The sequence below is a fragment of the Aeromicrobium sp. CF4.19 genome, assembly GCF_051262555.1.
Lineage (GTDB): Bacteria > Actinomycetota > Actinomycetes > Propionibacteriales > Nocardioidaceae > Aeromicrobium.
The window spans coordinates 41,613-68,601 of record NZ_JBIMEU010000003.1; the positions used below are offsets into that span (position 1 = coordinate 41,613).

At 70.9% G+C, this 26,989-nt stretch carries 19 protein-coding genes; 7 read left to right on the forward strand and 12 right to left on the reverse strand.

Annotated features, from left to right (window positions below; all coding sequences use genetic code 11):
- Positions 1-3: 3 nt before the first annotated feature.
- Positions 4-840, reverse strand: a complete 837-nt coding sequence (gene menB, locus ACHAAC_RS07880) for a 1,4-dihydroxy-2-naphthoyl-CoA synthase (RefSeq protein ID WP_435715575.1) — start codon at positions 838-840, stop codon at positions 4-6.
- 53 nt (positions 841-893) lie between these two features.
- Here menB and ACHAAC_RS07885 point away from each other — a divergent pair, with 53 nt between their 5' ends.
- Both ACHAAC_RS07885 and ACHAAC_RS07890 read left to right on the forward strand, forming a co-directional pair.
- Positions 894-1,394, forward strand: coding sequence for a thioesterase family protein (locus tag ACHAAC_RS07885; RefSeq protein ID WP_435715576.1), 501 nt, complete (start codon positions 894-896; stop codon positions 1,392-1,394).
- Positions 1,391-2,176, forward strand: a complete 786-nt coding sequence (locus ACHAAC_RS07890) for a helical backbone metal receptor (protein WP_435715577.1) — start codon at positions 1,391-1,393, stop codon at positions 2,174-2,176. The genes ACHAAC_RS07885 and ACHAAC_RS07890 overlap by 4 nt, the downstream gene beginning before the upstream one ends.
- Position 2,177: 1 nt before the next feature.
- Here ACHAAC_RS07890 and ACHAAC_RS07895 read toward each other — a convergent pair whose 3' ends face one another.
- Positions 2,178-3,575 carry an NAD(P)/FAD-dependent oxidoreductase gene (locus ACHAAC_RS07895; protein WP_435715578.1) on the reverse strand — a complete coding sequence of 466 codons (1,398 nt, stop codon included), beginning with the start codon at positions 3,573-3,575 and terminating at the stop codon, positions 2,178-2,180.
- A gap of 87 nt (positions 3,576-3,662) precedes the next feature.
- On the reverse strand, positions 3,663-4,742 hold the full coding sequence (locus ACHAAC_RS07900; RefSeq protein ID WP_435715579.1) for a hypothetical protein: 1,080 nt from the start codon (positions 4,740-4,742) through the stop codon (positions 3,663-3,665).
- A gap of 84 nt (positions 4,743-4,826) precedes the next feature.
- On the opposite strand from ACHAAC_RS07900, the gene ACHAAC_RS07905 reads away from it, so the two are divergent.
- Entirely contained in the window at positions 4,827-5,435 is a 609-nt protein-coding gene (locus ACHAAC_RS07905; RefSeq protein WP_435715580.1) for a hypothetical protein, read from the forward strand.
- A 42-nt stretch (positions 5,436-5,477) separates the two neighbouring features.
- Here ACHAAC_RS07905 and clpB read toward each other — a convergent pair whose 3' ends face one another.
- The 5 genes from clpB to ACHAAC_RS07930 all read right to left on the reverse strand — a co-directional run bounded on the left by clpB (position 5,478) and on the right by ACHAAC_RS07930 (position 12,762).
- Positions 5,478-8,066 (reverse strand): ATP-dependent chaperone ClpB, encoded by a 2,589-nt coding sequence (gene clpB, locus ACHAAC_RS07910; RefSeq protein ID WP_435715581.1) that lies wholly within the window; start codon positions 8,064-8,066, stop codon positions 5,478-5,480.
- A 217-nt stretch (positions 8,067-8,283) separates the two neighbouring features.
- On the reverse strand, positions 8,284-9,846 hold the full coding sequence (locus tag ACHAAC_RS07915) for an FAD-dependent oxidoreductase (RefSeq protein WP_435715582.1): 1,563 nt from the start codon (positions 9,844-9,846) through the stop codon (positions 8,284-8,286).
- A 40-nt stretch (positions 9,847-9,886) separates the two neighbouring features.
- A complete protein-coding gene (locus ACHAAC_RS07920) occupies positions 9,887-10,771 on the reverse strand; it encodes an FAD:protein FMN transferase (protein ID WP_435715583.1) in 885 nt (294 codons plus the stop codon).
- Positions 10,758-11,225 (reverse strand): FMN-binding protein, encoded by a 468-nt coding sequence (locus ACHAAC_RS07925; protein ID WP_435715584.1) that lies wholly within the window; start codon positions 11,223-11,225, stop codon positions 10,758-10,760. Before ACHAAC_RS07925 ends, ACHAAC_RS07920 begins: the two co-directional genes overlap by 14 nt.
- A gap of 121 nt (positions 11,226-11,346) precedes the next feature.
- On the reverse strand, positions 11,347-12,762 hold the full coding sequence (locus ACHAAC_RS07930; RefSeq protein WP_435715585.1) for a phytoene desaturase family protein: 1,416 nt from the start codon (positions 12,760-12,762) through the stop codon (positions 11,347-11,349).
- 344 nt (positions 12,763-13,106) lie between these two features.
- On the opposite strand from ACHAAC_RS07930, the gene ACHAAC_RS07935 reads away from it, so the two are divergent.
- Complete coding sequence (locus ACHAAC_RS07935; RefSeq protein ID WP_435715586.1) at positions 13,107-14,480, forward strand: FAD-dependent oxidoreductase; 1,374 nt, start codon at positions 13,107-13,109, stop codon at positions 14,478-14,480.
- Between the two features lie 10 nt (positions 14,481-14,490).
- Here ACHAAC_RS07935 and ACHAAC_RS07940 read toward each other — a convergent pair whose 3' ends face one another.
- Positions 14,491-14,904: a hypothetical protein gene (locus ACHAAC_RS07940; RefSeq protein WP_435715587.1), complete on the reverse strand. Its 414-nt coding sequence runs from the start codon at positions 14,902-14,904 to the stop codon at positions 14,491-14,493.
- 162 nt (positions 14,905-15,066) lie between these two features.
- Between ACHAAC_RS07940 and ACHAAC_RS07945 the strand changes: the two genes are divergently transcribed.
- Positions 15,067-15,921 (forward strand): 3-hydroxybutyryl-CoA dehydrogenase, encoded by an 855-nt coding sequence (locus tag ACHAAC_RS07945; RefSeq protein WP_435715967.1) that lies wholly within the window; start codon positions 15,067-15,069, stop codon positions 15,919-15,921.
- A 13-nt stretch (positions 15,922-15,934) separates the two neighbouring features.
- Here the strand turns inward: ACHAAC_RS07945 and ACHAAC_RS07950 are convergent, their stop codons facing one another.
- The gene (locus ACHAAC_RS07950) at positions 15,935-17,416 is read right to left on the reverse strand and encodes a DHA2 family efflux MFS transporter permease subunit (protein ID WP_435715588.1); all 1,482 of its coding nucleotides are present in this window, start codon (positions 17,414-17,416) and stop codon (positions 15,935-15,937) included.
- 146 nt (positions 17,417-17,562) lie between these two features.
- Between ACHAAC_RS07950 and ACHAAC_RS07955 the strand changes: the two genes are divergently transcribed.
- Entirely contained in the window at positions 17,563-19,107 is a 1,545-nt protein-coding gene (locus ACHAAC_RS07955; protein ID WP_435715589.1) for an AMP-binding protein, read from the forward strand.
- 131 nt (positions 19,108-19,238) lie between these two features.
- Here ACHAAC_RS07955 and ACHAAC_RS07960 read toward each other — a convergent pair whose 3' ends face one another.
- Positions 19,239-23,264, reverse strand: a complete 4,026-nt coding sequence (locus ACHAAC_RS07960) for a DUF7507 domain-containing protein (RefSeq protein WP_435715590.1) — start codon at positions 23,262-23,264, stop codon at positions 19,239-19,241.
- A 186-nt stretch (positions 23,265-23,450) separates the two neighbouring features.
- Here ACHAAC_RS07960 and ACHAAC_RS07965 point away from each other — a divergent pair, with 186 nt between their 5' ends.
- Positions 23,451-24,638 (forward strand): MFS transporter, encoded by a 1,188-nt coding sequence (locus ACHAAC_RS07965; protein WP_435715591.1) that lies wholly within the window; start codon positions 23,451-23,453, stop codon positions 24,636-24,638.
- Here the strand turns inward: ACHAAC_RS07965 and ACHAAC_RS07970 are convergent.
- Positions 24,617-26,890, reverse strand: a complete 2,274-nt coding sequence (locus tag ACHAAC_RS07970) for a LuxR C-terminal-related transcriptional regulator (RefSeq protein ID WP_435715592.1) — start codon at positions 26,888-26,890, stop codon at positions 24,617-24,619. The two genes, ACHAAC_RS07965 and ACHAAC_RS07970, sit on opposite strands and share 22 nt — an antisense overlap.
- Positions 26,891-26,989: the final 99 nt, after the last annotated feature.

The following is a 26,989-nucleotide window of genomic DNA, read 5'->3' on the forward strand; positions in this document are numbered from 1 at the left end:
GACTCAGGCGCGCCGGGGGAACTGCTCGAAGTCGGGGGTGCGCTTCTCCTTGTACGCGTCCCGCCCCTCCTGGGCCTCGGGGTTGCCGTAGAAGAGCAGGTTCGTGTCGTGTGCCAGCTGCTGGATGCCGGCGTAGCCGTCCTCGTGGGCGTGGAAGCTGGCCTTGAGCAGACGCAGCGCGAACGGTGAGAGCTGCATCATCTCCCGGCACCACTGCACGGTCTCGGTCTCAAGCTGCTCCAACGGCACGACGGTGTTGACCAGGCCCATGTCCATCGCCTCGGCAGCGTCGTACTGGCGGCACATGAACCAGATCTCCTTGGCCTTCTTGGGCCCGACGAGATCGGCCAGGATGCTGGCACCGAAGCCGCCGTCGAACGAGCCCACCTTGGGCCCGACCTGGCCGAAGCGAGCATTGTCGGCCGCGATGGTCAGGTCGGCCACCAAGTGCAGCACGTGTCCGCCACCGATGGCCCAGCCGGCCACCATCGCCACGATCGGCTTGGGCGTGCGGCGCATCTGCACGTGCAGGTCCGTGACGTGGAAGCGGCCCACGGCGTCCTCGTCGGTCTTGTAGCCGCTGTCTCCGCGCACCCGCTGGTCACCGCCGGAGCAGAACGCCTTGTCTCCCGCGCCGGTGAGGATGATGACACCGACCGACTCGTCCTCGCGGGCCACGTTCAGTGCGGTCGAGATCTCGATGATGGTCTGCGGCCGGAAGGCGTTGTGCACCTCGGGCCGGTCGATCGTGATCTTGGCGAGGCCGTCCTCGCTGGTCTCGTAGCGGATGTCGGAGTAGTCACCGCTGGCCTGCCAGACGACGTCGGAAGATGTGCTCATGGGGGAATTGTCTCGCGCGCCGACGTCGGACCGGCCCCGGGTAGGGTCGCGGGGTGAGTGAGTTCCCCAGCGTCGACCAGGTCCGCGAGCTGCCCGCCTCACGGACGACGACCGTCCCCGAGAGCTACATCGACGAGAACGACCACATGAACATCGGTCGCTACTTCGAGGAAGCGGCGACCGGCCTGTGGCACCGAGCGATCGCTCTAGGCCTGGGTCAGGCCTACATCGACGAGCGTGGCCTCAGCACGTTCACCGCCGAGCACCACATCACCTACCTGAACGAGCTGCGCCTGGGCGACCAGCTCACGGTGCACGTACGGCTGCTCGAGCGCTCCGACAAGGTGCTGCACGAGATGGCCTTCGTGGTCGACGACACCCGCGATCGCCTCGCCTGCATCTTCGAGTCGACGCTGGTCCACGTCGACATGTCCGAACGCCGTCCGGCACCGTTCCCCGACGACATCGCTGCCGTCCTCGATGCCGAGATCGCCGCGACGACCGGCTCCTGGGCCGCACCCGTGTGCGGCGCGATGGGCGTGCGCCGGCGATGACGACCCGGGACGCCACGCCCGACGACCTCGGTCACGACGTGGCGGTGCCCCGGGCGGCTGGACGGGTCGTCTCACTGGTGCCGTCGCTCACCGAGGCGATCGCACTCACGCGTCCGGAGGCGCTCGTGGGTGCAACCGAGTGGTGCACCCACCCAGCCGACCTCGACGTGCCGCGGGTCCGCGGGACCAAGAACCCCGACCGGGCGGCCATCATGGCGCTCGAGCCGGACCTCGTCATCGCCAACCAGGAGGAGAACCGCGAGCTGGACGTCCGGCGGCTGCGCGAGGCCGGCGTCGCCGTGTGGGTCACGCGCATCGAGACGCTCGACGAGGCGTTCACCTCCATGCGGCGACTCTTCACCCACGCACTGGGCTGGCAGGAGCCGGCATGGCTCGGCGAGGCCGAGATGGCGTGGTCACGGCCGGCCCCGTTGCGGGGCACCGTCGCGGTGCCGATCTGGCGCGACCCGTGGATGGTCGTCGGACCGCGCACCTTCACGACGGATCTGCTGCGCCGCCTGGGCTGGCGCAACGCCTTCGCACCTGACGGTGGCGGTGGAGCAGAGGACGACCGGTACCCCCACGTCGACGTCCCTGACATCGACACCGCGGCCGTCGACCTCGTCCTGCTGCCCGACGAGCCCTACGTCTTCACCGCCGACGACGGGCCGGAGGCCTTCACGGCGGCGCCGACCGCGCTCGTGTCCGGACGGCTCCTCACCTGGTACGGACCCTCGCTCGTCGAGGCCGCCGGGAGCCTGCCCCGCCCTGAGGACACGTGATCTAGTCCGCCAGCCCGGGCCGCTTGCTGGACTGCCGCTCGCGCGAGGACGAGCGCGATGCGGCTCGTCGCTCCAGGATGCGGCGTTCGGCTCGCTGCTTCTCCAGCGGCGTGATGGTCACCTTGTGCTTGGAGACGACGTAGGGCGTCTCCCCGACGATGGCGTTGTGGCTGCCGCTGAAGAGGTACTTGCTGCTCAGGTTGATCATCGTGGCGAGCCGGTTGCGGTTGCCCAGCAGCGTCGCGATGTGCAGCCCCACCCAGATGATCCAGGCCAGGAAGCCCTTGAGCTTCGGCAGGTGGGCGATCTCGGCGACCGCGGAGGCCTTGCCGATCGTGGCCATCGTGCCCTTGTCGGAGTACTTGAACGGCTTGACCGTCGTGCCCTTGAGGTCGGCCTTGATGACCTTGGCGACGTGCTTGCCACCCTGGATCGCCGGCTGGGCGAGCTGCGGCAGCGCGTCGGGACCGATGGAGATGTCGCCGATGGCGAAGGCACCGTCACGGTCCTTGACCCGCTGGTGCTCGTCGACCTCGATCCGGCCGCCACGGCCCTGCGGGACGTCCCAGTCGAGCACCGTCGGGTGCGCGGTGACACCCGTGGCCCACACGACGATGCCGGCCTCCAGGAACTCCTCGTGGCCGTCGTGCTCCACCAGGACGCCGTCCTCGCGGACCTCTTTGACGGCAGTGTTCAGTCGCAGGTCGACCTCGCGCTTCTCCAGGGAGCGCCGGGCGTAGTCGCGCAGCTTCTCGTCGAAGGGCCCCAGGACGTGCGGCGCCATCTCCAGCAGCGTGATGTGGATGCGCCCGCGGTCCAGCTCGGGGTAGGTCGTGGGCATGTCGTTGTTGCGGAACTCCGCGAACGCGCCGGCCGTCTCCACACCCGTCGCGCCACCGCCGACGACGACGAGGCGCAGGTCGGACTCCTGGCCGTTGATCGCGAACTCCTCGAGGTTGGCGAACATCCGGTCGCGGACCTTGAGGGCGTCGGAGCGCTTGTAGAGCGGGACTCCGTGCTCCTCGGCCCCTGGGGTGCCGAAGTAGTTGGTCGTGACGCCGTTGGCGAAGATGACGTGGTCGTAGGTCACCGAGATGTCACCGTGCAGGCTGAGCGTCTTGCTGGCGTGGTCGACGTGGGTGACGATCCCCTTCACGAAGCGCACGTTGGTCTGCTTGGCTCGGATGGCGCGCAGGAACCACGTGATGTCGCCGGGGTTCAGGCTCGCGGTCGCGACCTGGTACAGCAGCGGCTGGAAGGTGTTGTACGTGTGCCGGTCGATCAGGGTGATGTCGACGTCGGCGCGCTTGAGCTTGCGGACGGCGGCGAGACCGCCGAAGCCGCCGCCGACGATGACGACGTGCGGGCGGTTCCGCGTCGGAGCAGTTGTGCTTGCCATGCCCCAAATGCTACTCGCGTGACGCCCCTCACGACGGGCCGCGGGCCCCGGGGCCGGCTCCGTCGTCCGTGCAGAGCGTTCTCCGGCTCAGGCCGTGGAACGGGCGAACCAGGCGCGAGCCAGCGGGTTGCGCAGCTGCACCAGCACGACGATGGCGGCGGCGCCCGTCAGCAGGTTGAACGGGATGAAGCCGAGCGTGGCCACCACCGACACGACGAGGGTCAGGATGCTCATCGCCACGAGAGCGCCGCGCGCCACAGGGTGACCCGTGCGCGCCCAGAGCGCCACGGCGAGACCGACCAGCCCCAGCACGAGGAAGCCCCCGAAGGCGGCCTGCATGAAGGTCAGGAAACCTTCGGCGGACCAGCCCGAGGAGCTCAGGTAGTCCTGCAGGAAACCGGGCTGCTCGAGGGCCTCTCGGTACAGGTCGCCACCCACGAGGACGGCCAGCAGACCGAGCCCACACAGCCCGGCCACAGCCGCCGAGGAGGCACCGGCCACCCAGACGGCGACGGTGACCGGCCGCGGGCGACGGGCGGGATCGACGGGAGGCGGCCCCGTGGCCCCGGGCTGCTGCGCAACGCCTTGGTGGGACGGCGCCGGTTGCGCAGGGTGCGGTGACGTCGACGGATGCACCGGCGCTGACGCCTCGGGTGGCGCCGTGGCCGTGGCGAACGGATCAGGTCGGGCTGCCGCCCCGCCCCGGGTCCTGGCCTGCACGGGCGGGCGGCCGTTCTTGGCAGCGAACCACTGGCGCGAGTCCTGGGTCCACAGGACCGCGGCGGCGACGAAGGCCATGACCCCCGGAAGGATCCCGACCAGGCCCGTCGCGGCGAACATCACTCCGGCGAGCACCAGCATGCCGCTGAGGATCCAGCGCGAGGGCTCGTGACCCCGGATGACGTAGACGGCGAACACGCCCGCGGCGATCGCCAGGACGATCACGACCTGGGCGAGGATCTCCAGGAGGCCGAGCAGGTCGTCCATCGCGATGTCCATCGATGCCAGCGGCTCGGTCGCCAACATGTCACGCAGGCTCTCCTGCATGTCCAGGGAGCCCCACTGGGAGAGAGCACTGGCCAGGTTGACCACGATGAGCACGGAGCTGAAGATGACGAAGAAGCAGGCCATCGTCACCGGCAGCGGTCTGCGGGGGGCCTCTGGCATGCCGTCACCCTACAGACGAGCGCCCGACCGCCTCGACGGCCGTATCCCGGTGTCGAGGGGGCCGGGGCGTGGTAGACACGGCTCATGAACCGGTACGCCCTCGGGGGCCTCGTGGTGGCGATGGTGCTGGTGCTCGTGGCGTGCGGTGGCGACGAGGGCGGTGCCGAGCCGTCTCCCTCGCCGTCCGCGACTGACTCGCTCGACGAGGAGGGACTCGCGGGTGTCATCTCCGACGATCCCGAGGACGTCACCTGGGGCGTCGGCGAGGTCCCCGGCTCGTGGCGCCAGCTGGAGACCGGGGACGGCGAGGCGCAGTGGCAGGTCACGGAACGCTGTCTGCTCACACTGTTCCAGCCGGCCGGCCTGGGCTCGGACCCCTCGCCCACGCAGGACGAGGTGCTCGACGACTACGCCACCCGGCTCGGGGAGAGCGTGTCCGGCGGCCTGCAGGTCGCCGAGCGCGGCACCGAGATGTTCCCGGTCCGGAGCAACGTCGAGGGCACGATGTCGAGCAAGGTCGCGCGGGCCGAGCTGCGGGGCGGCGACGGGGTCGCGGGCGAGATCATCGCCCACCGCAGCGGCGACTTCGCGCTGGTGACCATGACGCTCTGCGCCGACGGTTCCTTCGACGAGGTGGACGCCTCGGACTTCCAGCCGTTCATCGACGACCTGGTCATCGAGGCGACCTACTGACGCCCGCCCCGCCGCGCAGGACGAGACGGGCGTCGGCAGGGGTCAGCTCGTCACGGTGAGAGCGTCGGCGTCGGGCGAGCGGTCCACGTGCACGACGTCGCCGTCACGGACCTCCCCCGAGAGCAGCGCCCGGGCGAGCTGGTCGCCGATGGCCTGCTGCACCAGGCGGCGCAGCGGCCGGGCGCCGTAGGCCGGGTCCCAGCCGGTGAGCGCGAGCCACTCCTTGGCCGCGTCGCTGACCTCCAGCGCGATCCGACGCACGGCGAGCCGACGCCCGAGCGCCGCGACCTGCAGATCTACGATGTGGGTGAGCTCGTCGGTGCCGAGCGGGTCGAAGGTGACCACCTCGTCCAGCCGGTTCAGGAACTCCGGCTTGAACGAGGCCTTCACGACGTCCATCACCGCGGCCCGCTTGGCCTCGTCCTCCAGGGCAGAGTCGGCCAGGATCGACGAGCCCAGGTTGGAGGTGAGCACGAGGATGACGTTGCGGAAGTCCACCGTCCGTCCCTGCCCGTCGGTCAACCTGCCGTCGTCGAGCACCTGCAGCAGGACGTCGAAGACCTCCGGATGGGCCTTCTCGACCTCGTCGAGCAGCACCACGGAGTAGGGCCGGCGACGGACCGCCTCGGTGAGCTGGCCGCCCTCGTCGTACCCGACGTAGCCCGGAGGCGCTCCGAGGAGCCGCGACACGGAGTGCTTCTCGCCGTACTCGCTCATGTCGATGCGGATCATCGCGCGCTCGTCGTCGAAGAGGAACTCAGCGAGCGCCTTGGCGAGCTCGGTCTTGCCGACGCCGGTGGGGCCGAGGAACAGGAAGGAGCCCGTGGGGCGGTCGGGGTCAGAGATGCCCGCGCGGGCGCGGCGCACCGCGTCGGAGACGGCGGCCACGGCGGTCCGCTGACCGATGAGTCGCCGCCCGATCTCCTCCTCCATCCGCAGCAGCTTGCCGGTCTCGCCCTCGAGCAGGCGGCCCGTGGGGATGCCGGTCCAGGCCGCGACGACCTCGGCAATCTCGTCGGCCGTCACCTCGTCGTGGACCATGCGGTCCTCGATCGGCGCCGCGGCCTCGGCCTCCTGCGCCTCGGCGAGCTGGCGCTCCATGGCCGGGATCTCGCCGTAGAAGAGCTTGCTGGCGGTGTCGTAGTCGCCCTCGCGCTGGGCGCGCTCGGCAGCGACGCGGACCTCGTCGATGCGCTCCTTGATCTCACCCACGGCGTTGAGGCTCTGCTTCTCGGTCTCCCAGCGCTGCTCCAGCGCACGGAGGGTCTCCTGCTGGTCGGCGAGCTCCACGCGCAGGGCGGACAGCCGCTCGACGGAGGCGGCGTCGCTCTCCTTGGCCAGGTGCAGCTCCTCCATCCGCAGACGGTCGACGCTGCGGCGCAGCTCGTCGACCTCCACGGGGCTGGAGTCGATCTCCATCCGCAGCCGGCTGCTGGCCTCGTCGACGAGGTCGATGGCCTTGTCCGGCAGCTGGCGGCCGGGGATGTAGCGTTCGGAGAGCGTCGCGGCGGCGACGAGCGCGGAGTCGGCGATGGCGACCTTGTGGTGCGCCTCGTACCGCTCCTTGAGGCCGCGCAGGATCGCGATGGTGTCCTCGGCCGAAGGCTCACCCACGAGCACCTGCTGGAAGCGGCGCTCCAGGGCAGGATCCTTCTCGATCCGCTCGCGGTACTCATCGAGCGTCGTGGCGCCGATCATCCTCAGCTCACCGCGGGCGAGCATCGGCTTGAGCATGTTGCCGGCGTCCATCGCGGAGTCGCCGCCCGCACCCGCGCCGACCACGGTGTGCAGCTCGTCGATGAAGGTGATCACCTGCCCGTCGGACTGCTTGATCTCCTCCAGGACGGCCTTGAGCCGCTCCTCGAACTCACCGCGGTACTTGGCGCCGGCGACCATCGCGGCGAGGTCGAGGCTGATGAGGCGCCGTCCGCGCAGGGACTCCGGGACGTCGCCGGCGACGATGCGCTGGGCGAGCCCCTCGACGACGGCGGTCTTGCCGACGCCTGGCTCACCGATGAGGACGGGGTTGTTCTTGGTGCGGCGGCTCAGCACCTGCACGACGCGGCGGATCTCGGCGTCGCGGCCGATGACCGGGTCAAGTCGGCCGTCGCGGGCGACGGCGGTGAGGTCGACGCCGTACTTCTCCAGCGACTGGTAGCTGTCCTCGGCGTCGGCGCTGGTGACCCGCGCACCACCACGGACTGCGGCGAACGCGGCCTGCAGCGCGTCGGGCGTGGCGCCCCGCGACGTCAGGAGCTGCCGGGCGGGGGAGTCGACGGTGGCGATGCCGACGACGAGGTGCTCGGTGGAGACGAAGTCGTCACCGAGCTCGCCGGCGAGGTCACGGGAGCGCTGCAGCACCTCGTGGCCGGCGCGCGACAGCGCCGGGTTGGCGACCGTCTGCCCGGCCGCGGACGGCAGTGCGTCGAGCGTGGCCTTGAGCTCCCCGAGCACGGTGGCGGGGTCCACTCCGGCCGCCTGCAGCAGTGGTGCAGCGGTGCCGCCGTCCTGGGTCAGGAGGGCAGCGAGCAGGTGGGCGGGCTCGACGGACGGGTGGCCCGCCGCGGCGGCCTGGCTGACGGCGGCGGCCAGCGACTGCTGCGAGCGCGTCGTGAACGCGGAAAGGTCCATGGATCCTCCTGGGGTCGTACGAGAACGTCACTGATCACAACACCACAAGAGTTGAGTCCATTCCACTCAACCCTGTCCGTTCCTCCGCGAGTCACTCCCACGGCCTCGCGAGTCACTCCCACGGCCCTGCGAGTCACTTTTCTCAGGACGCTCGCGAGGAAGTGACTCGCGAGCGGGGCGGAGTGACTCGCGGCCGCGTGGGAGTGACTCGCGAGCGTCAGTAGCCGGTGAAGTGGTCCGTCCGGACGCGGCGGCAGTGGGGGCGCAGGGCGGTGCGCACGGCGTCGACCATCACCGGCGGGCCTGAGACGAGGGCCGTGCGCTGCCCCGCGTCCGGCGCAGCCCCGACCACGACGTCACTGCTCAGCACGGTGGCCGGCACGTGCTCCCACTCGGCGGGCAGGGATCCCGGCGGCTCCGGGGACACCAGGACGACCCGCACGCCCGACGCCACCAGCTCGTCGCGATACGGCACGTCATCACCATCGGCCACGCCGTAGACGAGCAGGACGTCGCGGCCCCCACCGCCATCGGACCCGTGCTCGCGCAGCTGGCTGAGGAAGGGGGTGACTCCGATGCCGCCTGCCACGAGCAGGAGCGGCGAGTCCCCTCGCGGCCACAGGAAGTCGCCGTGCACGCCGGTGGCACGGATCCGGGCGCCCGGCCCCAGACCCACGAGCTCGCGCTTGAGGCTCGAGCCCGGCTCGGGCACCCGCAGCGCGACCGTGAGGTCGGAGGCCGACGGAGGGGAGGAGATGCTGAAGACCCGACGGGTCCCGCGCAGGTCGCTGCGGTGCGGGACGTGCAGCTCGAGGTACTGACCGGCCCGGAACGCGACCCGACGGCGCGGAGCGAACGTCACCTCCTGCACGTCGCCACCGATCGGGCGGACCCCCACCACCTCCAGGCCGATGCCCGTGCGGGGCGCGAGCGCGAACGCGAGCAGGTTGCCGATCAGCAGCGCTAGCTCCGGCGTGATGGTGAGGACGCCGAGGTCGGGGAGGACGACGCCCAGCCGCGGCAGCGCCACCGGCAGGGCGAAGACCACTCCGGTCACCCCGGCCACGGTCAGCTGCTGCCACCGACGCGGCGGCAACGTGAGCGGCTCGCTGAGCATGAACCCGGCGAGGAAGAGGATGGGGTAGGCGGTGGCCGTGGTCCGCAGCGCGTCACCCACGGGCTGCCCTGCCGCCAGACCCCACACCACGAGAGCAGCGGCCACGACGATGAACAGCACGCCGACGTCCAGCCGACGCGTCCGCCACAGCACCAGCAGTGCCCCCACGCCGACGAACGGCAGCATCTGCTCCGACGCGATCCACCACGTGGCGTTGATCGGCGCCTCGCGACCGACGAGCGACTGCAGCACGACGGCCAGGAACGCGCCCGCCGCCGTCGGGTTGAGCAGGTGCCGGCCGCGCCAGGCGATGACGTACTTGGACGCGTTGGCCAGCACCGCGACACCTGCGAGCCAGGCGAGGTCGACCATCTCGGCGGTCGGCCAGAACAGCATGAACAGCAGCAGGGCCGTGATGACGGCGGACTCCGTGTGCGTGCGCACCCGCACCAGCCGGCCCAGCACGGCGTTGCTGACGACCGAGGCGACGAGCAGCACGGCGAGGGTCGCCAGCTGCCCGGGCACGGTGAACGGCTCCACGAAGACGCCGGCAGCGGTCTGCGCCACCATGACTGCGGTGAGGGCCAGCAGCAGGATGGTCACGAGCCGGTACATCGTGACGCGGCCCAGCATGGCGTCGACACGGGTCACGAGGGTCCTCATGTGCGTCCCATCGTCGCACGACGGGAGGCGACGCCCGGCCTCATCGGAACACCTCGGCCGGCAGGTCGCGGGACCAACGGAACCGCCCGTCGCGGTGCATGAGCGCCCACTGCACGTCCCACCGCTCGGTCACGGCCTCCGGCGAGGCGAAGAACAGCGCGGTGGCCAGGCCGTCGGCGAGCATCGCCTCCTCTGCGAGGACCCACGTCGCGACGACGTCGTCGGTCGGCTCGCCGGTCCGTCCGTCGAGGACGTGGTGCAGGCCCTCGCCCCACACCCTGCGGTTGACGGCCGAGGCGCACAGGGCACGTCCGGGCGGAACCTCGACGATGCCCACAGCCTTCCGCGCGTCCCGCGGATCCTCCAGGGCGACGCGCAGCGGCCACTCCCCCCGGTGCACCAGGTCTCCGCTGGCATCGACCGTGAGGTAACGGTGGCCGGCGTCCGCGAGCACGGCGGAGACGAGGTCGACGAGCATGCCCTTGCCGGCAGCGCCGACGTCCAGCAGCACCGGCTCGCGCAGGGTCAGCACGGGCGACTCCCACCGCACGAGGTCCCAGAGCGGGGCCGCCGATGGGTCGGCGGAGGGCCTCAGGGAGTAGTCGGCGTCGTAGCCGAGGTCGCTCAGGGCGCGAGCGACGAGCGGCGTCACGGCGCCGCCGGTGAGCGCGTGCAGCGCGTCGTACAGCTCCAGCAGGCGGCCGTCGGCCTCACTCAGGATCCAGGATCCCCCGTCACGGGCGGCGCGGCTCACGACGGAGTCCGCCCGGAACCGCGACCACGTCCGGTCGACGTCCTCGATGCACCGCAGCACCGCAGCGCGGGTGACGTCGGCCAACGGTCGGTCGACAGTGATCTCCCAGCGCGTCCCGATGGCCTCCAGGGCCCAGGTCGCGCCGGCGAGGGCGGCGTCAGGCCGAGGCATCGGCCTTGATGTCGTCGAGGGCGGAGTTGAAGCCGCCGGAGGTCAGCGACGACCCGGCGACCTTGCTGACGTCCAGCTCGTCGAGGTCCTTGCCCACGACCTCGTCGGCGATGCCCCCGGCGAACTGGCCCTGGAACTGCCCGGACGTGCCGGAGGCCTCGGGGGTGACGGTGATGTCGGTGACGGCATTGCCCTCGAGGGTCAGCTCGACGGAGACCTCCGACGTCCCGCTCGGGTTGGAGTAGCTGCCGCTCGCCTCGTAGGTGCCGTCCTCGTAATCGCCGCTGCCCTCACCACCGGAGTCCTCGGAGTCCTCGGTGGACTCGGTCGACTCCGTCGAACCGGCGCCGGAGGAGTCGTCCTCGGCGGCGTCCCCACCGCACGCGGCGGTGGTCAGGACGGCCGTCGCGGCGACGGCGGTCAGGAAGGGCTTGGCCAGGCGGGGCAGGGACACGAGGTTCTCCTCGGAGGTGGTCTGGTCAGTGGCGCACACTCATCGTTGCACGGTCAACCACTCCAACGCAGGGCAAGGAGCGTCGGTTCCATCGTCCGCGGAGTCACAGGTCACGCAGGGGTCACAGGCCACGCAGGGCCCGAGTGGCGGCGTGGAAGCCCGCCATCCCGTGCACACCACCCCCCGGGGGCGCTGACGACGAGCACAGGTGGACGCTCGGCCCGCTCCCCCGGCGCGGGGTGAGCCGGTACGGATCGGGCGCCAGCTGGGGGCGGAAGACCAGCTGACCCAGCGTGAGGGCACCACCGGAGATGTCGCCGCCGACGTAGTTGGCGTTGTCGGCGTACAGGTCGGCCGGGGTGCGCACGGCGGAGGCGACGACGCGCCCGCGGGTGCCGGGTGCGAACCGCTCGAGCTGCGCGAGGATCGCCTCGGTGGCGTCCCCGGTGAACCCGTTCGGGACGTGGGCGTAGGTCCACACGGGGTGGACGTCGCCCACGGAGCGTCCCGGGTCGGCGAGGTACTGCTGCGCCACGAGCACGAAGGGCCTGGCGGGCATGCTGCCGGCCGAGACCGCGGACTCGGCCGCGTGCACCTCCTCGAAGCGACCCCCGACGTGCACCGTGCCCGCGCGCCGGGCGGACTCGTCCTGCCACGGGATGCCGCCCTCGACGGCGAGGTCGAGCTTGAAGACGGCCGGGCCGTGCTTCCACCGCTCGAAGGCCCGCCGCGTCCGCGAGGGCAGCCGGTCACCCAGCATGGTCACGGCCTGGTCCGGTGCAGTGTCGAGCATGACGACGTCAGCGTCGGGCAGGTCGGTGACGCGGGTGCCCGTCTCGACCCTGCCACCGGCCTCGCGCAGGACGGAGTGCAGCGCATCGGCGATGGACGCCGAGCCTCCGACGGCCACCGGCCAGCCGTACGCGTGGGCCGTCACACCGAAGGCCAGTCCGATGCCGCCCGTGGCCGGGGCGTCCAGCGGACGGACGGCGTGGGCGGCGAGACCGGCGAAGAGGGCACGGGCCTCCTCGCCCTTCCAGCACCTGGCGAGGAGGCTGGCCGGGAGCAGGGCCGGCACCCCGAACCGGGCGAGCGCGAACGGGTGCCGGGGCACGTGCGGCACCGGCCCCAGCACCTCGGGGATGATTGCGTCGGCTCGTGCCACCAGCGGCGCGAAGAGGCGACGCCAGGCGTCGCCGTCGGCCCCCAGGCCACGGACGGTGCGATCGAGGTCGCGCACCAGGACGCCGGCCCGACCGTGGTCGAGGGGATGGGCGACGTCGATCTCGGGCCAGGCCCACTGCAGGCCATGGGCGCCGAGGTCGAGCGAGTCGAAGAAGGGCGAGGCCACCCCCATCGGGTGCACGGCCGAGCAGACGTCGTGCACCAGGCCGGGCACGGTGAGCTCGGCGGAACGCGTCCCCCCGCCGATGGTCTCGGCGGCCTCGACCACCGTGACGTCGAGCCCCGCCTGCGCCAGCACGATGGCAGCGGCCAGCCCGTTGGGGCCGGACCCGACGACGACAGCAGTGCTCACCCTTCGAGCCTAGGCCGTCACCACGGATCGGCCCGCCAACCACCCTGACGAGAGACCTTTCCACGCTGACGAGAGGGTTCGCCAGCCTGACGAGAGACTTCTCCCTGTTCCACGAGAGCTCTCGTGACTCACTGGGGCGGCGAAGTCTCTCCTCGGTGCCGGGAAGTTCTCTCGTCGGACAGGGAAAGTCTCTCCTCGCGTGAGGAAAAGTCTCTCGTCACCGGACGGACGTGGGCGATATCGCATCGTGGACGCCTTCCCGACCCTTGGTCCCAGAAATTAGGATGGCCTCATGCATGCTGGATGACGCCCGCGTGCCCGCTGTCCTTCAGGAGCAACCTTCCATGAGCAGGAACCTGCGTGTCGCCGTCGTGGGCGCCGGACCCGCCGGCGTCTACGCCGCGGACATCCTCACCAAGTCCGAGCTGCCCGAGGGCGTCTCGGGCGTGACGGTCGACCTCATCGAGCGCGACCCGACGCCGTTCGGGCTGATCCGCTACGGCGTCGCGCCGGACCACCCACGCATCAAGGAGATCGTCAAGGCCCTCAAGCGCGTCATGGCCAACGACGACATCCGCTTCTTCGGCAACATCGCGTTCGGTGACGACCTCAAGCTCGACGAGCTGCGTCAGTTCTACGACGCCGTCGTGTTCGCCACCGGCGCGCGCCGTGACCGCGACCTCGACATCCCAGGCATCGACCTGGACGGCAGCCACGGCGCCGCCGACTTCGTCAACTGGTACGACGGTCACCCCGACGTCGACCGGGACTGGGACTTTCAGCCGCACGCGGAGTCCGTCGCCGTCCTCGGTGTCGGCAACGTCGGACTGGACGTCTCGCGCATCCTGGCCAAGACCGCCGAGGAGCTGCTCGTCACCGAGATCCCCGACAACGTCTACGAGGGCCTGAAGAAGAACGTCACCAAGGACGTCCACGTGTTCGCACGCCGTGGGCCGGCCCAGGTGAAGTTCACGCCGATGGAGCTGCGCGAGCTGTCCCACTCCCCGACGATCGACGTCATCGTCCACCCCGAGGGGTTCGAGCTCGACGAGGGCTCCCTGGAGGCGCTGCGGGCGGCCAAGAGCCAGAAGCTCGTCGTCGACGTGCTGCAGAACTACCTCGCCAAGGAGCCCACGGGCGCCCCGCACCGCATCCACATCCACTTCTGCCAGAGCCCCGTCGAGGTGCTCGGCGAGGACGGCAGGGTCGTGGGCCTGCGGACCGAGGTCACCGAGCTCGACGGCACCGGCAACGTCCGCGGCACCGGCGAGCACATCGACTGGCCGGTCCAGGCCGTCTACCGGGCGATCGGCTACTACTCCGACAACCTCGCCGGCCTTCCGTTCGACCTCGCCACCGGCACCGTGCCCAACGACGGCGGCCGCGTCATCGAGATCGACGGCTCCCCCCTGCCGGGCGCCTACGTCACCGGGTGGATCAAGCGCGGACCGGTCGGCCTCATCGGACACACCAAGTCCGATGCCGCCCAGACCGTCGAGCTCCTGCTCTCCGACGTCCCGAACCTGCAGGCGCCCGACAGCGCCGAGCCCGAGGCCTTCGACGCCCACCTGGACAGCCGCGGAGTGCAGTACACGACATGGGACGGCTGGGAGAAGCTCGACGCCCACGAGCTCTCCCTCGGCGAGGCGCACGATCACGAGCGCGAGCGCGTCAAGGTCGTCGCCCGCGACGAGATGGTCCGCATCTCGCGCTCCTGACGCCTGAGGGTCACGCAGGCGGGACGGCGAGCACCTGCACGCGGCACGGGCCCTCGGAGCCGGCGGCGGGCAGCTCGTCGAAGGTGAAGGTCGCCTCCTTGCCGGCCGCGACGTCGTCGAGCTCCACGACGGCGGCCGCGACGTCCTCGCCGCTCTGGCCCACCTGCACGGTGACGCGATAGCTGGTCACCTGCTCCGAGGCGTTGGCGACGTCGCCCACGGCGAACCAGGCGCCGTCCGGATCCGCCTCGCACCGGAATCGCTTCAGTGCCTCGGGGACGGCGACCGCCTCGTCGCTCACGCTCTTGCCGTCCTGCTCCGCGGCTGCCGACTCGCGCGCCTGCACGGCAGCATCGCCGGCATCGGAACCGCCGCAACCGGCGAGCAGCAGGCCGAGGGCGAGCAGCAGGGCCGGGACACGCATGGGGCCATCCCACCACGGACGAGGGCGGGACCAGCGGCGACACACAGCGTCGGGTCGGGGCTGACCCACGCCAACCACCTGCACAGCTGAGGGCGCCTCACGTTCGCTGGGTGCTCCCGATTAGTATGACGTCCTACCAATGAAGGAGGCGGCATGGACGCGATCGAACGGCTCGGGGTCATCGGCGGCGGACTGATGGGATCAGGCATCGCCGAGGTGGGGGCCCGCGCAGGCCTCGACGTCGTCACGGTCGAGGTGAGCGAGGAGGCCGCGCAGGCGGCCGCCGCGCGCGTGGAGGGCTCGCTGCGGCGCGCCGAGAAGCGCGGCAAGATCACGACGGCCGACGTCGACGTCGCCCTCGAGCGCACGACCTTCACCGCCGACCTGGAGCTGCTGGCCGACTGCGACCTCGTCGTGGAGGCGGCCAGCGAGGTCGAGCAGACCAAGCTCGACCTTTTCCGACGCGTCGGGGCGATCCTGCAGAAGGACGACGCGATCCTGACCTCCAACACGTCGTCGATCCCGATCGTCAAGCTCGGCGCGGCCTCGGGTCGGGCCGACCGCGTCATGGGGGTGCACTTCTTCAACCCCGCGCCCGTGATGAAGCTCGTGGAGCTGATCCCCTCATTGACCACCAGCCCGCAGACGCTGGACCGCATGCGCGGGTTCGCCGCGCAGACCCTGGGCAAGGAGCCGATCGAGGCCACCGACCGCGCCGGCTTCGTGGTCAACAGCCTGCTCGTGCCCTACCTGCTCTCGGCCATCCGGATGTACGAGGCCGGCTACGCCTCCGCAGCCGACATAGACCAGGGCATGGTGCTCGGCTGCGGTCACCCCATGGGACCGCTCGCCCTGAGCGACCTCATCGGCCTGGACACCATCCGCGCCATCGGCCAGTCGCTCTACCAGGAGTTCAAGGAGCCGCTGTACTCCCCGCCGCCAATCCTGGACCGCATGGTCGACGCCGGCCTCATGGGCAAGAAGAGCGGGCACGGCTTCTACCCGTACGACGCCTGACCCACGCGGGGCCTCAGGGCGTCTCGGTCACCTCGGCGGGCTTGCGCACCCACACGGCCGTGGCGATCAGCAGCAGCGAGAGCACACCGGCGATCGTGAAGGCCGTCCGCACGCCCTCGGCGACGCCCTGGGCCTCGGTCGCACCGCCGTCGACGGTTCGCGCGGCCACCACCGTCATGACGGTGACCAGCAGGGCGGTGCCGGCGGCGCCGGCAACCTGCTGGAAGGTGCCCACGACGGCGCTGCCGTGCGAGTACAGCCGCTCGGGCACCGATCCCAGGCCCGACGTCATGAGCGGGGTGAAGGTCGCCGCCAGGCCCAGGAAGATCGCCATGTTGGCGAGCACGAGCTGGGTCATCGTCGTGTCGGCGTCGATGAGGGTGAGCGACCAGATGCCCGCGCTGACCAGCAGCGTGCCGGGCAGGACCAGGACGCGAGCGCCCTTGGCGTCGTAGATCCGCCCGACGACCGGGCCGGCCAGGCCCATGAGCAGACCACCGGGCAGCGAGAGCAGGCCGGTCTTGAGCGGGCTGTAGTCCAGGACCTGCTGGGCGAAGTACGGGATCAAGATGAACGTGCCGAACAGCGTCATCATGCCCAGCACGAGCGAGACCATCGCGAGGGTGAACTGACCCGAGCCGAAGACCCGCAGGTCCAGCAGGGCACGGTCACGCTTCTGCAGGGCGACCTGCCGCAGCACGAAGGAGACCATCGCGACGCCGCCCACGATCACCGGGAGCCAGAGGGGGACGTGCGCCTCGGCGCCCGCCTGGGCGGACTCGCCCACGCTCACCAGGGCATAGACGAGTCCGCCGAAGCCGAGCAGCGCGAGGGGTACCGAGAGCAGGTCGATGCGGGCGTCGGTGGCGGCCGCGACGGAGACGACGTGCCGGGCCCCGACAAGGAGCGCGATGAGCGCGATGGGCGCCACGAGACCGAAGATCCAGCGCCAGCCGAACTGATCGAGGATGAAGCCGGACAACGTGGGCCCGAGGGCGGGGGCCACGGCGATGACGATGCTGACGTTGCCCATCATCACTCCACGACGCGACGCGGGGACGACGGTCATGATCGTGGTCATCAGCAGCGGCAGCATGATGGCCGTGCCGGAGGCCTGGACGACGCGGGCCACGAGCAGGGTCCCGAACCCGGGGGCCATGAAGGCCAGCACGGTGCCGGCCGTGAACAGCGACATCGCCATGACGTAGAGCAGCCGCGTCGGGATGCGCTGGATGAGGAATCCGGTGAGCGGGATGACGACGCCCATGGTCAGGAGGAACGCCGTCGTGAGCCACTGGCCGGTGCTCGGCGGGACGCCCAGCTCGTCCTGCAGCACGGGGATCGCGACGCTCATGACCGTCTCGTTGAGGATGACGACGAAGCTCGAGACCAGCAGCACGCCGATCACCAGCGCGTGCTCGCGGGACAGCCGGGCGGCCGGCGCCGGCGGCCGGCCGGGGGTGGGGTTCTGGTCCTGCAGAGTGACGTCGCTCACGATGTTCCTTTGTGGAAGATTGATCGCTGCAACAGTACCCGGTGACCCCCACACTTTCGGTCCGAGCGACGGGCCGGGATGCGCCAGCCCGGCGGCACGAGGCACGATAGATCCCACGCCGTGACAGACGACACACCGGAGGGCCCGTGTTCTACCCACTCACCGTTGCCGACTTCCTCGACCGGGCCGTCGCCGTCTACCCCGACCGTGTCGCCGTCGTGGACGAGCCGGACCAGCCCGCGACGTCGTGGGGCGAGATCACCTACGCCGAGATGCACCGCCGGGCCCGGGCCCAGGCCGCCGCGCTCGACGCCATGGGCGTGCCCCGCGGCGGGCGCGTCGCCGTCGTCTCGCACAACAGCGCCCGGCTGCTGACGTCGTTCTTCGGCGTCTCCTCCTGGGGTCGGGTGCTCGTCCCGGTGAACTTCCGGCTGTCGGTGCCGGAGATCCGCTACATCGTGGAGCACTCGGGCGCCGAGGTGCTCCTCGTCGACCCCGAGCTGCGTCACCTCGTCGACGAGGTCGAGTGCCGGCGCACCTTCGTCCTCGGCGAGGACGACGAGACCCTCTGGCCGGCCGGTCAGCACGACCCGGAGCCGTGGGAGGCGGACGCCGTCGAGAAGGAGGGTGCGACGGCCACGATCAACTACACCTCCGGCACGACGGCCCGGCCCAAGGGCGTGCAGATGACGCACCGCAACTTGTGGACCAACGCGACGGTGTTCGGCTGGCAGACCAGCGTGAACGACCGCGACGTCTACCTGCACACCCTCCCGATGTTCCACGCGAACGGCTGGGGGATGCCCTTCGCGGCCACGGGCATGGGGGTCGAGCACGTCGTCATCCGCAAGATCGACGGCGCCGAGATCCTGCGGCGCATCGAGCAGCACGGCGTCACGTACCTGTGCGCCGCGCCGGCCGTCGTGCAGGCGTGCCTGGAGGCCGCGCGCACGTGGGACGGGGCGATCCCGGGACGCGACCGCGTGCGCATCATCGTGGCCGGGGCACCACCGCCGACGAGCACGATCGAGCAGGTGCGGGCCGACCTGGGCTGGGAGTTCATCCAGATCTACGGCCTCACCGAGACTGCCCCGCTGCTGACGATGAGCCGGATGCGGGCCGAGTGGGACGACCTCGATCCCACCGAGCAGGCGCGTCTGCTCGGCCGTGCGGGCGCGCCCGCCGTGGGTGTCCGTGTAAAGGTCGACGACTCCGGCGAGGTGCTGGCGCAGTCCAACCACAACCTCGAGGCCTACTGGGAGAACCCCGAGGCCACCGCCGAGGCCCAGGCGGACAACTGGTTCCACACCGGTGACGGTGGACGCTACGAGGACGGCTACGTCACGATCGCCGACCGCAAGAAGGACGTCATCATCACCGGCGGCGAGAACGTCTCCTCCATCGAGGTGGAGGACGCGCTGATGTCGCACGCCGCGGTCCGCGAGGTGGCCGTCATCGGCATCCCGGACGAGAAGTGGGGCGAGATGGTCACCGCACTCGTCGTGCTGGACGACGGCACGGAGGCGACGCAGGAGGAGCTCATCGCGCACTGCCGGGAGAACCTCGCCGGCTACAAGTGTCCCAAGCGCATCGACTTCCGCGACGAGCTCACCCGCACCGCCACCGGCAAGCTGCAGAAGTTCAAGCTCCGCCAGGAGTTCTGGGGAGACCGCGACCGCCAGGTCAACTGAGGCCCCCAGCCCCTGCTCGGATCATGACCCGTGAGCGGTGAGTCAGCAGCCCTACGGCACCTCCGACCTCGTGAGCGGTGAGCCAGTGGTGGAACCGGGGGCGTATCCACCACTGACTCACCGCCTCGCGGTCAGCGCCGTCGCAGTCGCTGGCCGATCATCAGGCCGCCGGCCGACAGGGCCGCCAGTCCCACCAGGAGGGTCCACACCAGTCCGGCCGGTGCACCCGCGGCCGGCAGGTCGCGGATGACCACGCGGACCTCGTCCGCGGCGTCCTCCGTGTCACCGCCCGGGGTGGTGCCCGTGGCCGTTGCGTGGTTGTCCACGTGTCCACGCTCGCGGTCGGCCGCGGTCGGCGTGTAGGTCGCCTTCGCCGTGGCCTTCTCACCCGGAGCGAGCACACCCGCCTTCCCGGGCCACGTGTACGTCAGCTCCGACAGCCCTTCGAGACGATCGGTGATCTCGACGTCGCGCAGGGTCACCGATCCGGTGTTGGTGACGACGAAGGAGTAGCCGAGACCATCCCCCTCGATCGTCCCGGTCTTGACCAGGTCGATGCCCGAGCGCTGCGGGAGCGGCTGCTCGTGGTCGTCCTCGTCCTCCACGGGCGGGCCGTCGGGCGGCGTGCCCGTCGCACTGGCGACGTTGTCGACGCTGCCGGCGTCCACGTCGGCCTGCGTGACCGTGTAGTTCGCCGTCACGGACACCGACTCGCCCGGAGCGAGCACACCGGCCTCGCCCGGCCACGTGTAGGACAGGTCCGACAGGCCATCGAGCTCGTCGGAGACCGACACGTCGTGCAGTGTCACGTTGCCCGTGTTGGTGGCCTCGAGCTGGTAGGTGATCGTGTCACCCGCCTCCGACATGGCCCCTCGGTCGAGGGTGCCGTTCTTGACCAGCTCGATCGCCGGGCCCGGAGTGACCGGGACGGTGACGTCGTCCTCGTCGGTGACGGTCTGCTCCGTGGGCGTGGTCCCGGTCGTGGTGGCGACGTTGTCCACCCCGCCGGCATCGACGTCGGCCTGCGTCAGCGTGTAGGACGCCGTTGCCGAGACCGACTCGCCGAAGTGCAGCACGCCGGCCTCGGTCGGCCAGTCGCCGTACTCGATGTCCGACAGCCCCTCGAGCTCGTCGGCGAGCGTGACATCGGTGAGCGTGACGTTGCCGGCGTTGCTGATGGTGAAGGCGTAGTCCACCTGGTCCCCGGCACTCCCCTCGGCTCCGTCGGCCATCGCACCGGTCTTGACCAGGTCGACGGCGCCCAGCTCGGGCACCTCGATGATCTCGGTGTCCTCGTCCGTCGGTGGCTCCCCGGAGGGCGGCGTGCCCGTCGTGGTGGCCGTGTTCTCGACCCCACCGTCGTTCACGTCGGCCTGGGTGAGGGTGTAGGTCGCCGTGGCGCTCACCGTCTCACCGGGAGCGAGGACGCCGTCCTCGTCCGGCCAGGTGTAGGAGATGCCCGACAGGCCCTCGAGCCGGTCGTCGACGACGACGTCACGCAGCGTGACGTTGCCCGTGTTGGTCGCCTCGAAGACGAACTCCACGGTGTCACCGGGAACCCCGGTCGCGTCGTCAGCCAGTCCACCGGTCTTGACCAGGTCGATCGCTGCGGTCCGAGGGACGTCGACGATCTCGGTGTCCTCGTCCGTCGGCGGCTCCCCGGACGGTGGCGTGCCCGTCGTCGTGGCCGTGTTCTCGACCTGACCCGCATCGACGTCGGCCTGCTTCAGCTCGTACGTCGCCGTGGCCTTCACCGACTCACCCGGCTCCAGCACACCCGCCTCGCCCGGCCAATCGCCGAACACGACGTCGGAGAGGCCCGGCAGCGGATCGTCCACCGTGACCTCGGTCAGCGTCACGGTGCCCGTGTTGGTCACCGTGAGCTCGTACTCGACGGCGTCGCCGGCCTTCGCGTCGTCGGCGGTGCTGCCGGTCTTCACGACCTGGATCGCGGACTGCCGCGGGATCTCGACGATGTCGGTGTCCTCGTTGTCCACCGGATCACCGGTCGGAGGCGTGCCCTCGGCCGTGACCGCATTCTCCACTTGGCCCGCGTTGACGTCGGCCTGCTTCAGCTCGTAGGACGCCGTGGCCGTCACCGACTCACCCGGCTCCAGCACACCCGCCTCGCCCGGCCAATCGCCGAACACGACGTCGGAGAGGCCCGGCAGCGGGTCGTCCAACGCCACGTCCGTCAACGTCACGTTGCCCGTGTTGGTCACCGTGAACTCGTACTCGACGGCGTCTCCGGCCTTCGCGTCCGCTGCGATCGCCCCGGACTTCACGACGTCGATCGCAGCACCGTGCGTGATCTCGACGAGCTCGGTGTCCTCGTTGTCCACCGGATCACCGGTGGGCGGGTTGCCCTCGGCGGTGACCGTGTTCTCCACCTCACCGGCGTTGACGTCGGCCTGCTTCAGCTCGTAGGACGCCGTGGCCGTCACCGACTCACCCGGCTCCAGCACACCCGCCTCGCCCGGCCAGTCGCCGAACACGACGTCGGAGAGGCCCGGCAGCGGATCGTCCAACGTCACGTCGGTCAACGTCACGTTGCCCGTGTTGGTCACCGTGAAGCCGTACTCGACCACGTCACCTGCACTCCCCTCGGCGCCGTCAGCCAGTGCACCGGACTTGACCACGTCGATGGCGGGTGCGGACGGGAGATCGACGCGCTCCTCGTCGCTGTCATCGACCGGGTCGCCGGCCGGCGGCGTGCCCGTGGCGGTCACCGTGTTGTCAACGCCGGCGGCATTGACGTCGGGCTGCTTCAGCTCATAGGTCGCCGTGGCCGTCACCGACTCACCCGGCTCCAGCACACCCGTCTCCCCCGGCCAGTCGCCGAACACGACGTCGGAGAGGCCGGGCAGCGGATCGTCGAGCGAGACGTCCGTCAGCGTCACGTTGCCCGTGTTGGTCACCGAGAAGTCGTACTCGACCAGGTCACCGGCCGCGCCCGTGGCACCCTCGGCCAGACCACCGGTCTTCTCCACCTCGATGCTCGGGGTGAGCTCGGGCAGCGTCACGTCAGCAGGGTCCTCGTCACTGACCGGGTCGCCCGCGGGGGGCTGCCCCGTGGCCGTCGCGACGTTGCTGATGGTGCCGGCCGTGACGTCGGCAGCAGTGACCTCGTAGCTGGCGGTCGCCGTGACCGACTCCCCCGGCTGCAGCGTCCCGGTCGCACCCGGCCAGGCTCCGAAGGTGATGCCGGAGAGTCCGGGCTTGGGGTCGCTGAGCGTCACGTCCGTCAGCGGGAGGCTGCCGGTGTTGGTGACGGTGAAGTCGTACTCGACGGTGTCGCCCGGCAGGCCGGGGGATCCGTCGGCGAGCTGGCCGTTCTTCTCGAGGTCGAGGGACACACAGTTGGCGTTGACGATGTCGACGAGGGTCGACTGCAGACCGCCGAAGCCGGCGAGGTAGTAGTCGCTGCCCTCCGCCGTGCCGGAGACCTGGGAGATGTGGTCACGAAAGTCCGTCAGCGCACCGCCGGAGAGGTTGTCGCTCACACCGATGCCGATGATCCGTGTCCCCTCCTCCTTGAGGGCGTTGGCGCTCTGCACGGCGCGGGTGATCGTGTCGACGTTCGTCGAGCTGCCCGGCCCCGCGGCCGGGCTGCCGTACTGCGTCGGGTTGCCGTCGGTGACGAACAGGAGAGCGTCGTACGCCTCCGGAGACGCCGTGACGGCCGCGAACGCGCGGTCCCAGTTCGTCCCGCCCTGGGCGGACGCGGGCCGGACGATGCCGTCGGCCTTGGCGGCGACCGCCTCGCTGCCCGCGCTCGTGGCGAGGGACGTCAGCGGCAGGGGCTGGTTGGCCGCGGCCGAGGTGGCGGGGGCGTTGGAGGCGAACGTGTGCAGCGCGACCTGGACGGGGTACCCCGCCAGCCCGGTGGCCAACCCGCTGATCTCCTGGCGCATCTGTGCCAGCTGGTCGTCGGTCACCGAGTTCGACAGGTCCAGGCTCAGAGCCAGATTCAGCTCGCACTGCTCGGGCAGGGCGGGGTTGACGGCGGCCGGGACCGTGGACTGCACGGCACCGGCGGCGGTGATGCTGCCCATGACGGCGATGAGCGTCGCCAGGATGACGACCATGGCGCGGTGGGGCCACCCGCGTCGGCGACGATGATCGGGGGTCGACGCGAGCCGACGGGGGGATGTCACGGTGCTGCTCTCCTTGCACGGGGGAGGACGAGTCGTGCCGTGGCGCACCACGGCGGGTTCCAGCAGCGCTGGACCCAGAGGTGATCCTGGGCGTCGCAAGGCCCCCCGATCGGCGCTTCGCCAGGGACTTCACCCCGCTTTTCACCCCTGCTCCGTGACGGGGACCCGTTCCGCCAGACTGTGCTCGTGAACCGCCGACTGCCGTGGTCGTTGCTGCTCGCGAGCCTCGCCCTCAACGCGATGTACGCGGCTGTTGCCGGGGTGCTCGTCCCGGCTCAGATCGCGCTGGCCTCCCCCGACTCCAAGGAGACGCACCTGGCGATGGTGATGACCGCGTCGTCGCTCCTGACGATCGTGGTCCATCCGTGGGTCGGCGCCCTGTCCGATCGCACGCGCACCCGATGGGGCCGGCGGACCCCGTGGATCATCGCCGGCGCGGCGGGCTCGGCGGGCGCCCTGGTGGCCCTCGGCATTGCCGAGTCGGTCGTGATGATCGCTCTCGGCTGGCTCGTGGTGCAACCTCTGCTCAACGTCGTGGAAGCACCGTTGGACGCCGTGCTGGCCGATCGGGTGCCCATCGGCCAACGGCCGCGTCTCTCAGCCTTCTACGGCGGTGGGGCGGCGCTGGGACTCGCCATCGGCGCCGGCGGCGCCGGCTTCGCTGTCGCCCACCTCTGGTCCACCTACGTGGTGCTGGCCGTCGTCCTGCTGGCGACGATGGTGCTGTTCGTGGTGCTCAACCCCGAGCCCGCCACCCACGCTCCACACAGGTCACGGGCACCCCGGCTGGCATGGGCCGCCCGGGACTTCCGGCTGGTGCTCGTCGGTCGCTTCGTGCTCGTCCTCGGCCATCAGCTCGTGATGGGCTACCTCCTGTACATCGTGATGGACCGGACAGGCCGGGACGCCGAGGACGCGGGCCGTCTCGTGACGCTGATCGTCGGCGTCCACATCGCGGCGCTCGTCGTCGGGGCGGTGGTTGCCGGCCATCGAGTCCGGCAGAACCGCGTCCGATGGGTGCTCCTGTCGACTCTCGTCATCGCCCTCGGGCTCACGTTCGCCGTCGTGTGGCCCGGCCTCGGCGGGCTCGTCGCCTATGCCGCCGTCGCCGGTCTCGGCCGCGGGATGTACCTCACGGCCGACCTGGCACTCATGCTCGACGTGCTGCCCTCCAGCGGCGACCACGGGCGCGACCTCGGCGTCCTCGGGCTGGCGACGATCGTGCCGCAGAGCCTGGCTCCGGCCGTCGCGGGCCTCGTGCTCGCTGCGACGGGCAACGCCTACGGCTCGCTCTTCGTCCTCGCGATCGCAGGGGTCGGGCTCTCTGCTCTGTGCATCTCACGCGTCTCGTCTCAGGTGTCGAGCAGTCCGTGAGCCAGAGCCGTGGCGATCGCGTCCTGGTGCGAGGTCGCTCCAAGCTTGCGATAGATCGATCGCCGCTGGGACTTGATGGTGTTGACGGAGACGTGCAGTCGCCCTGCGATCTGCTGGACGCTCGACGTCGTGACGAGCTCGCGGAGCACCACCTGCTCCCGATGGGTCAAGGCCGGAAGCGCGGAGGCCGGACGACGCAGCACCGACGGCGGACGGGGGGCGCCGATGTCGGTGAAGAGCTCTCGGGCGTCGTCAGGGACGAACATCAGTGGGGAACGCACGCCGTGTGAGCTGACGATGGCCGAGGCACGGCGCGCCGACTCGGCCGCGGTCTCGTCATGACCGAGCCGATCCGCGAGCATCGTCTCCAGCGTCAGTCGAGTGAGGCGCTCGATGGGAGTACGCGCCTCGCAGCGACCGAGCAGGTGCAACGTCCGCTCATGATCCCCCGCCAGCAGTGCGACCCTCGCCGCCGTCAGGACCACGTCGGCCTGATCACGCGGCGAGGGGCGCAGGGACTTCGCCCCGACGAGATCGCCGGTCGCGGTCAGGATGAGGCACTCGGTCACGTCGAGTCGGCGCTGGGTCGTCGCCGACGCGCCGCGCCGGGCGCTCCGGCGCTGCCGGACCTCCCGGAACCGCTCCAGGCCCGCGTCACCGTCACCCTGGCCGATGTCGATGAGGGCCCGCAGATGCACCAGCAGCGGCCAGTGCTCGATGGTGTCGATGTGCGACCAGACGGCATCGATCCGCTCCCGTGACGTCACGAAGTCCGAGCGCTCCATGGCCTCGATGGCCTGGGCGATCCGCAGCATGCTGCCCGCGTAGCCGTCGACGAGCTCCTTCGGCCACGATCGTGCTTGCGCGTCGGCGATGCGGGGGCCGGCCTCGGTGAGGCGGCCCTCGAGCGCACTCACCACGGCTCGACCGCCAAGCGCCATGAGGTGCACTCCGCCCCGAGCGTGCACGCTGCCGGCTCGCTCGAAGGCTTCGGACGCCTCGTCCGTGGCGCCTGCGTAGAGCAGGCTGATCGCGATGTGGGCGTGAAGGTCGGGCTCGAGCACGCCGAGTGCCGTGCGGGCGTCGACGGGCAGCTCCGCCAGCATCCCGGCGGCCGCGCGCGCCGCTCGCAGGCCCCCGTCGCCGGTTCCGGTGATCCGTAGCCCGACGCTCTCCACCACTCTCATGAGAGCTCGGTCGGGTGAGGAGCGCCCGCCAAGGCGGGCCCCCGCGAGGGCGACGCCGACCATCTCGATCGCCTTCAGACGGTTGCGCTCGCTCGCGTTGTAGACAAGGGCGAGGGCCATGGCCAGTGCCGGGTAGCGCCGCATCTTCAGCACCGGGAGCCGATCGAGCAGAAGCAGGAGCTCGTACCCGTGGTCGGTGAGGACGGGCAGGCCGCCCTGCTTGAGAGCGGCATCGGCCAGGTCGAGCCGGTCCGCGTGGATGGCCTCCACCAGCGCCGGGAAGTGCGCGCCGTCGGACAGGAGCGCCGTGGCTGCCCGGCTGCGCATCGCTTTGCGTTCCGCGGACGAACGCGGTGAACGCAGACGGCTGGACGCGCGCCGCCTGGGGGTGATGGCGAACAGTCGCGGCTCGGCGCCACGAAGCCAGCCGCCCCAGCCCGCGCGCTCGGCCCGGTGGAGGACCGAGCCGTCGAGGCCGAGTGCGGTCACGACGTTCTCGGTCAGGTGGTCCGGAACCGCAAGATCGGTCAGCTCCTCGGGGAGCGTCGCCAGGGTGTCCCCAGCAAGTGCCTGCGCGAGCTGGGTCGGCGTCGTCGCACCACTGCGGGCCAGCGTGACCACCGAGGCCGGGTGTCCGCCGGTGAGCGCGTAGCCGGCGCGGGGGTCCGCCGCCGAGCCGAACGCCGCAAAGCAGTCGGCGACCTCCTCCTCACTGAAGGTGGGCGAGAGGAGCTCCGCCGACCAGGCCTCCGGCACCACCGACGGCGCCCGCACGGCCAAGCGGATGCGTAGGCGCGGGATCGTGGCCAGCGCCACGTCGAGCTGCTTCCACGACTCGGTGCTGAGTCCGTCTGCGTCGTCGACCAGGAGGAGGCTGCCGGCGACGGGATCGACCGGCTCGCCCTCGTCGAACCACACGGCGTCGCTCTGCCTCTGCGCCCACTCCGCGAGCAGGGTCGTCTTGCCGGAGCCGTCGGGACCGACCACCGCGACCACCGCCGCCGATCCGGACAGCACCTGCTCGCACCGACGCCGCACGACGCGATGGGAGTCGGGGCGCGCCATGGCCTCAGGCTAGACAGTCCCGCGGTGCACGCCCTCCCCGCCATCCGGCGGGCGGTGTCCCAGTGGTGGAATCGGCCCTGAATCCACCACTGGCTCACC

Coding starts and splice junctions, on each gene's coding strand:
- ACHAAC_RS07915 (WP_435715582.1), bottom strand. CDS start 9,846: ATGAGGACCCTCGTGACCCGTGTCGACGCCATGCTGGGCCGCGTCACG.
- ACHAAC_RS07920 (WP_435715583.1), bottom strand. CDS start 10,771: ATGCCTCGGCCTGACGCCGCCCTCGCCGGCGCGACCTGGGCCCTGGAG.
- clpB (WP_435715581.1), bottom strand. CDS start 8,066: ATGGACCTTTCCGCGTTCACGACGCGCTCGCAGCAGTCGCTGGCCGCC.
- ACHAAC_RS07940 (WP_435715587.1), bottom strand. CDS start 14,904: ATGCGTGTCCCGGCCCTGCTGCTCGCCCTCGGCCTGCTGCTCGCCGGT.
- ACHAAC_RS07970 (WP_435715592.1), bottom strand. CDS start 26,890: ATGGCGCGCCCCGACTCCCATCGCGTCGTGCGGCGTCGGTGCGAGCAG.
- ACHAAC_RS07895 (WP_435715578.1), bottom strand. CDS start 3,575: ATGGCAAGCACAACTGCTCCGACGCGGAACCGCCCGCACGTCGTCATC.
- ACHAAC_RS07905 (WP_435715580.1), top strand. CDS start 4,827: ATGAACCGGTACGCCCTCGGGGGCCTCGTGGTGGCGATGGTGCTGGTG.
- ACHAAC_RS07935 (WP_435715586.1), top strand. CDS start 13,107: ATGAGCAGGAACCTGCGTGTCGCCGTCGTGGGCGCCGGACCCGCCGGC.
- menB (WP_435715575.1), bottom strand. CDS start 840: ATGAGCACATCTTCCGACGTCGTCTGGCAGGCCAGCGGTGACTACTCC.
- ACHAAC_RS07900 (WP_435715579.1), bottom strand. CDS start 4,742: ATGCCAGAGGCCCCCCGCAGACCGCTGCCGGTGACGATGGCCTGCTTC.
- ACHAAC_RS07890 (WP_435715577.1), top strand. CDS start 1,391: ATGACGACCCGGGACGCCACGCCCGACGACCTCGGTCACGACGTGGCG.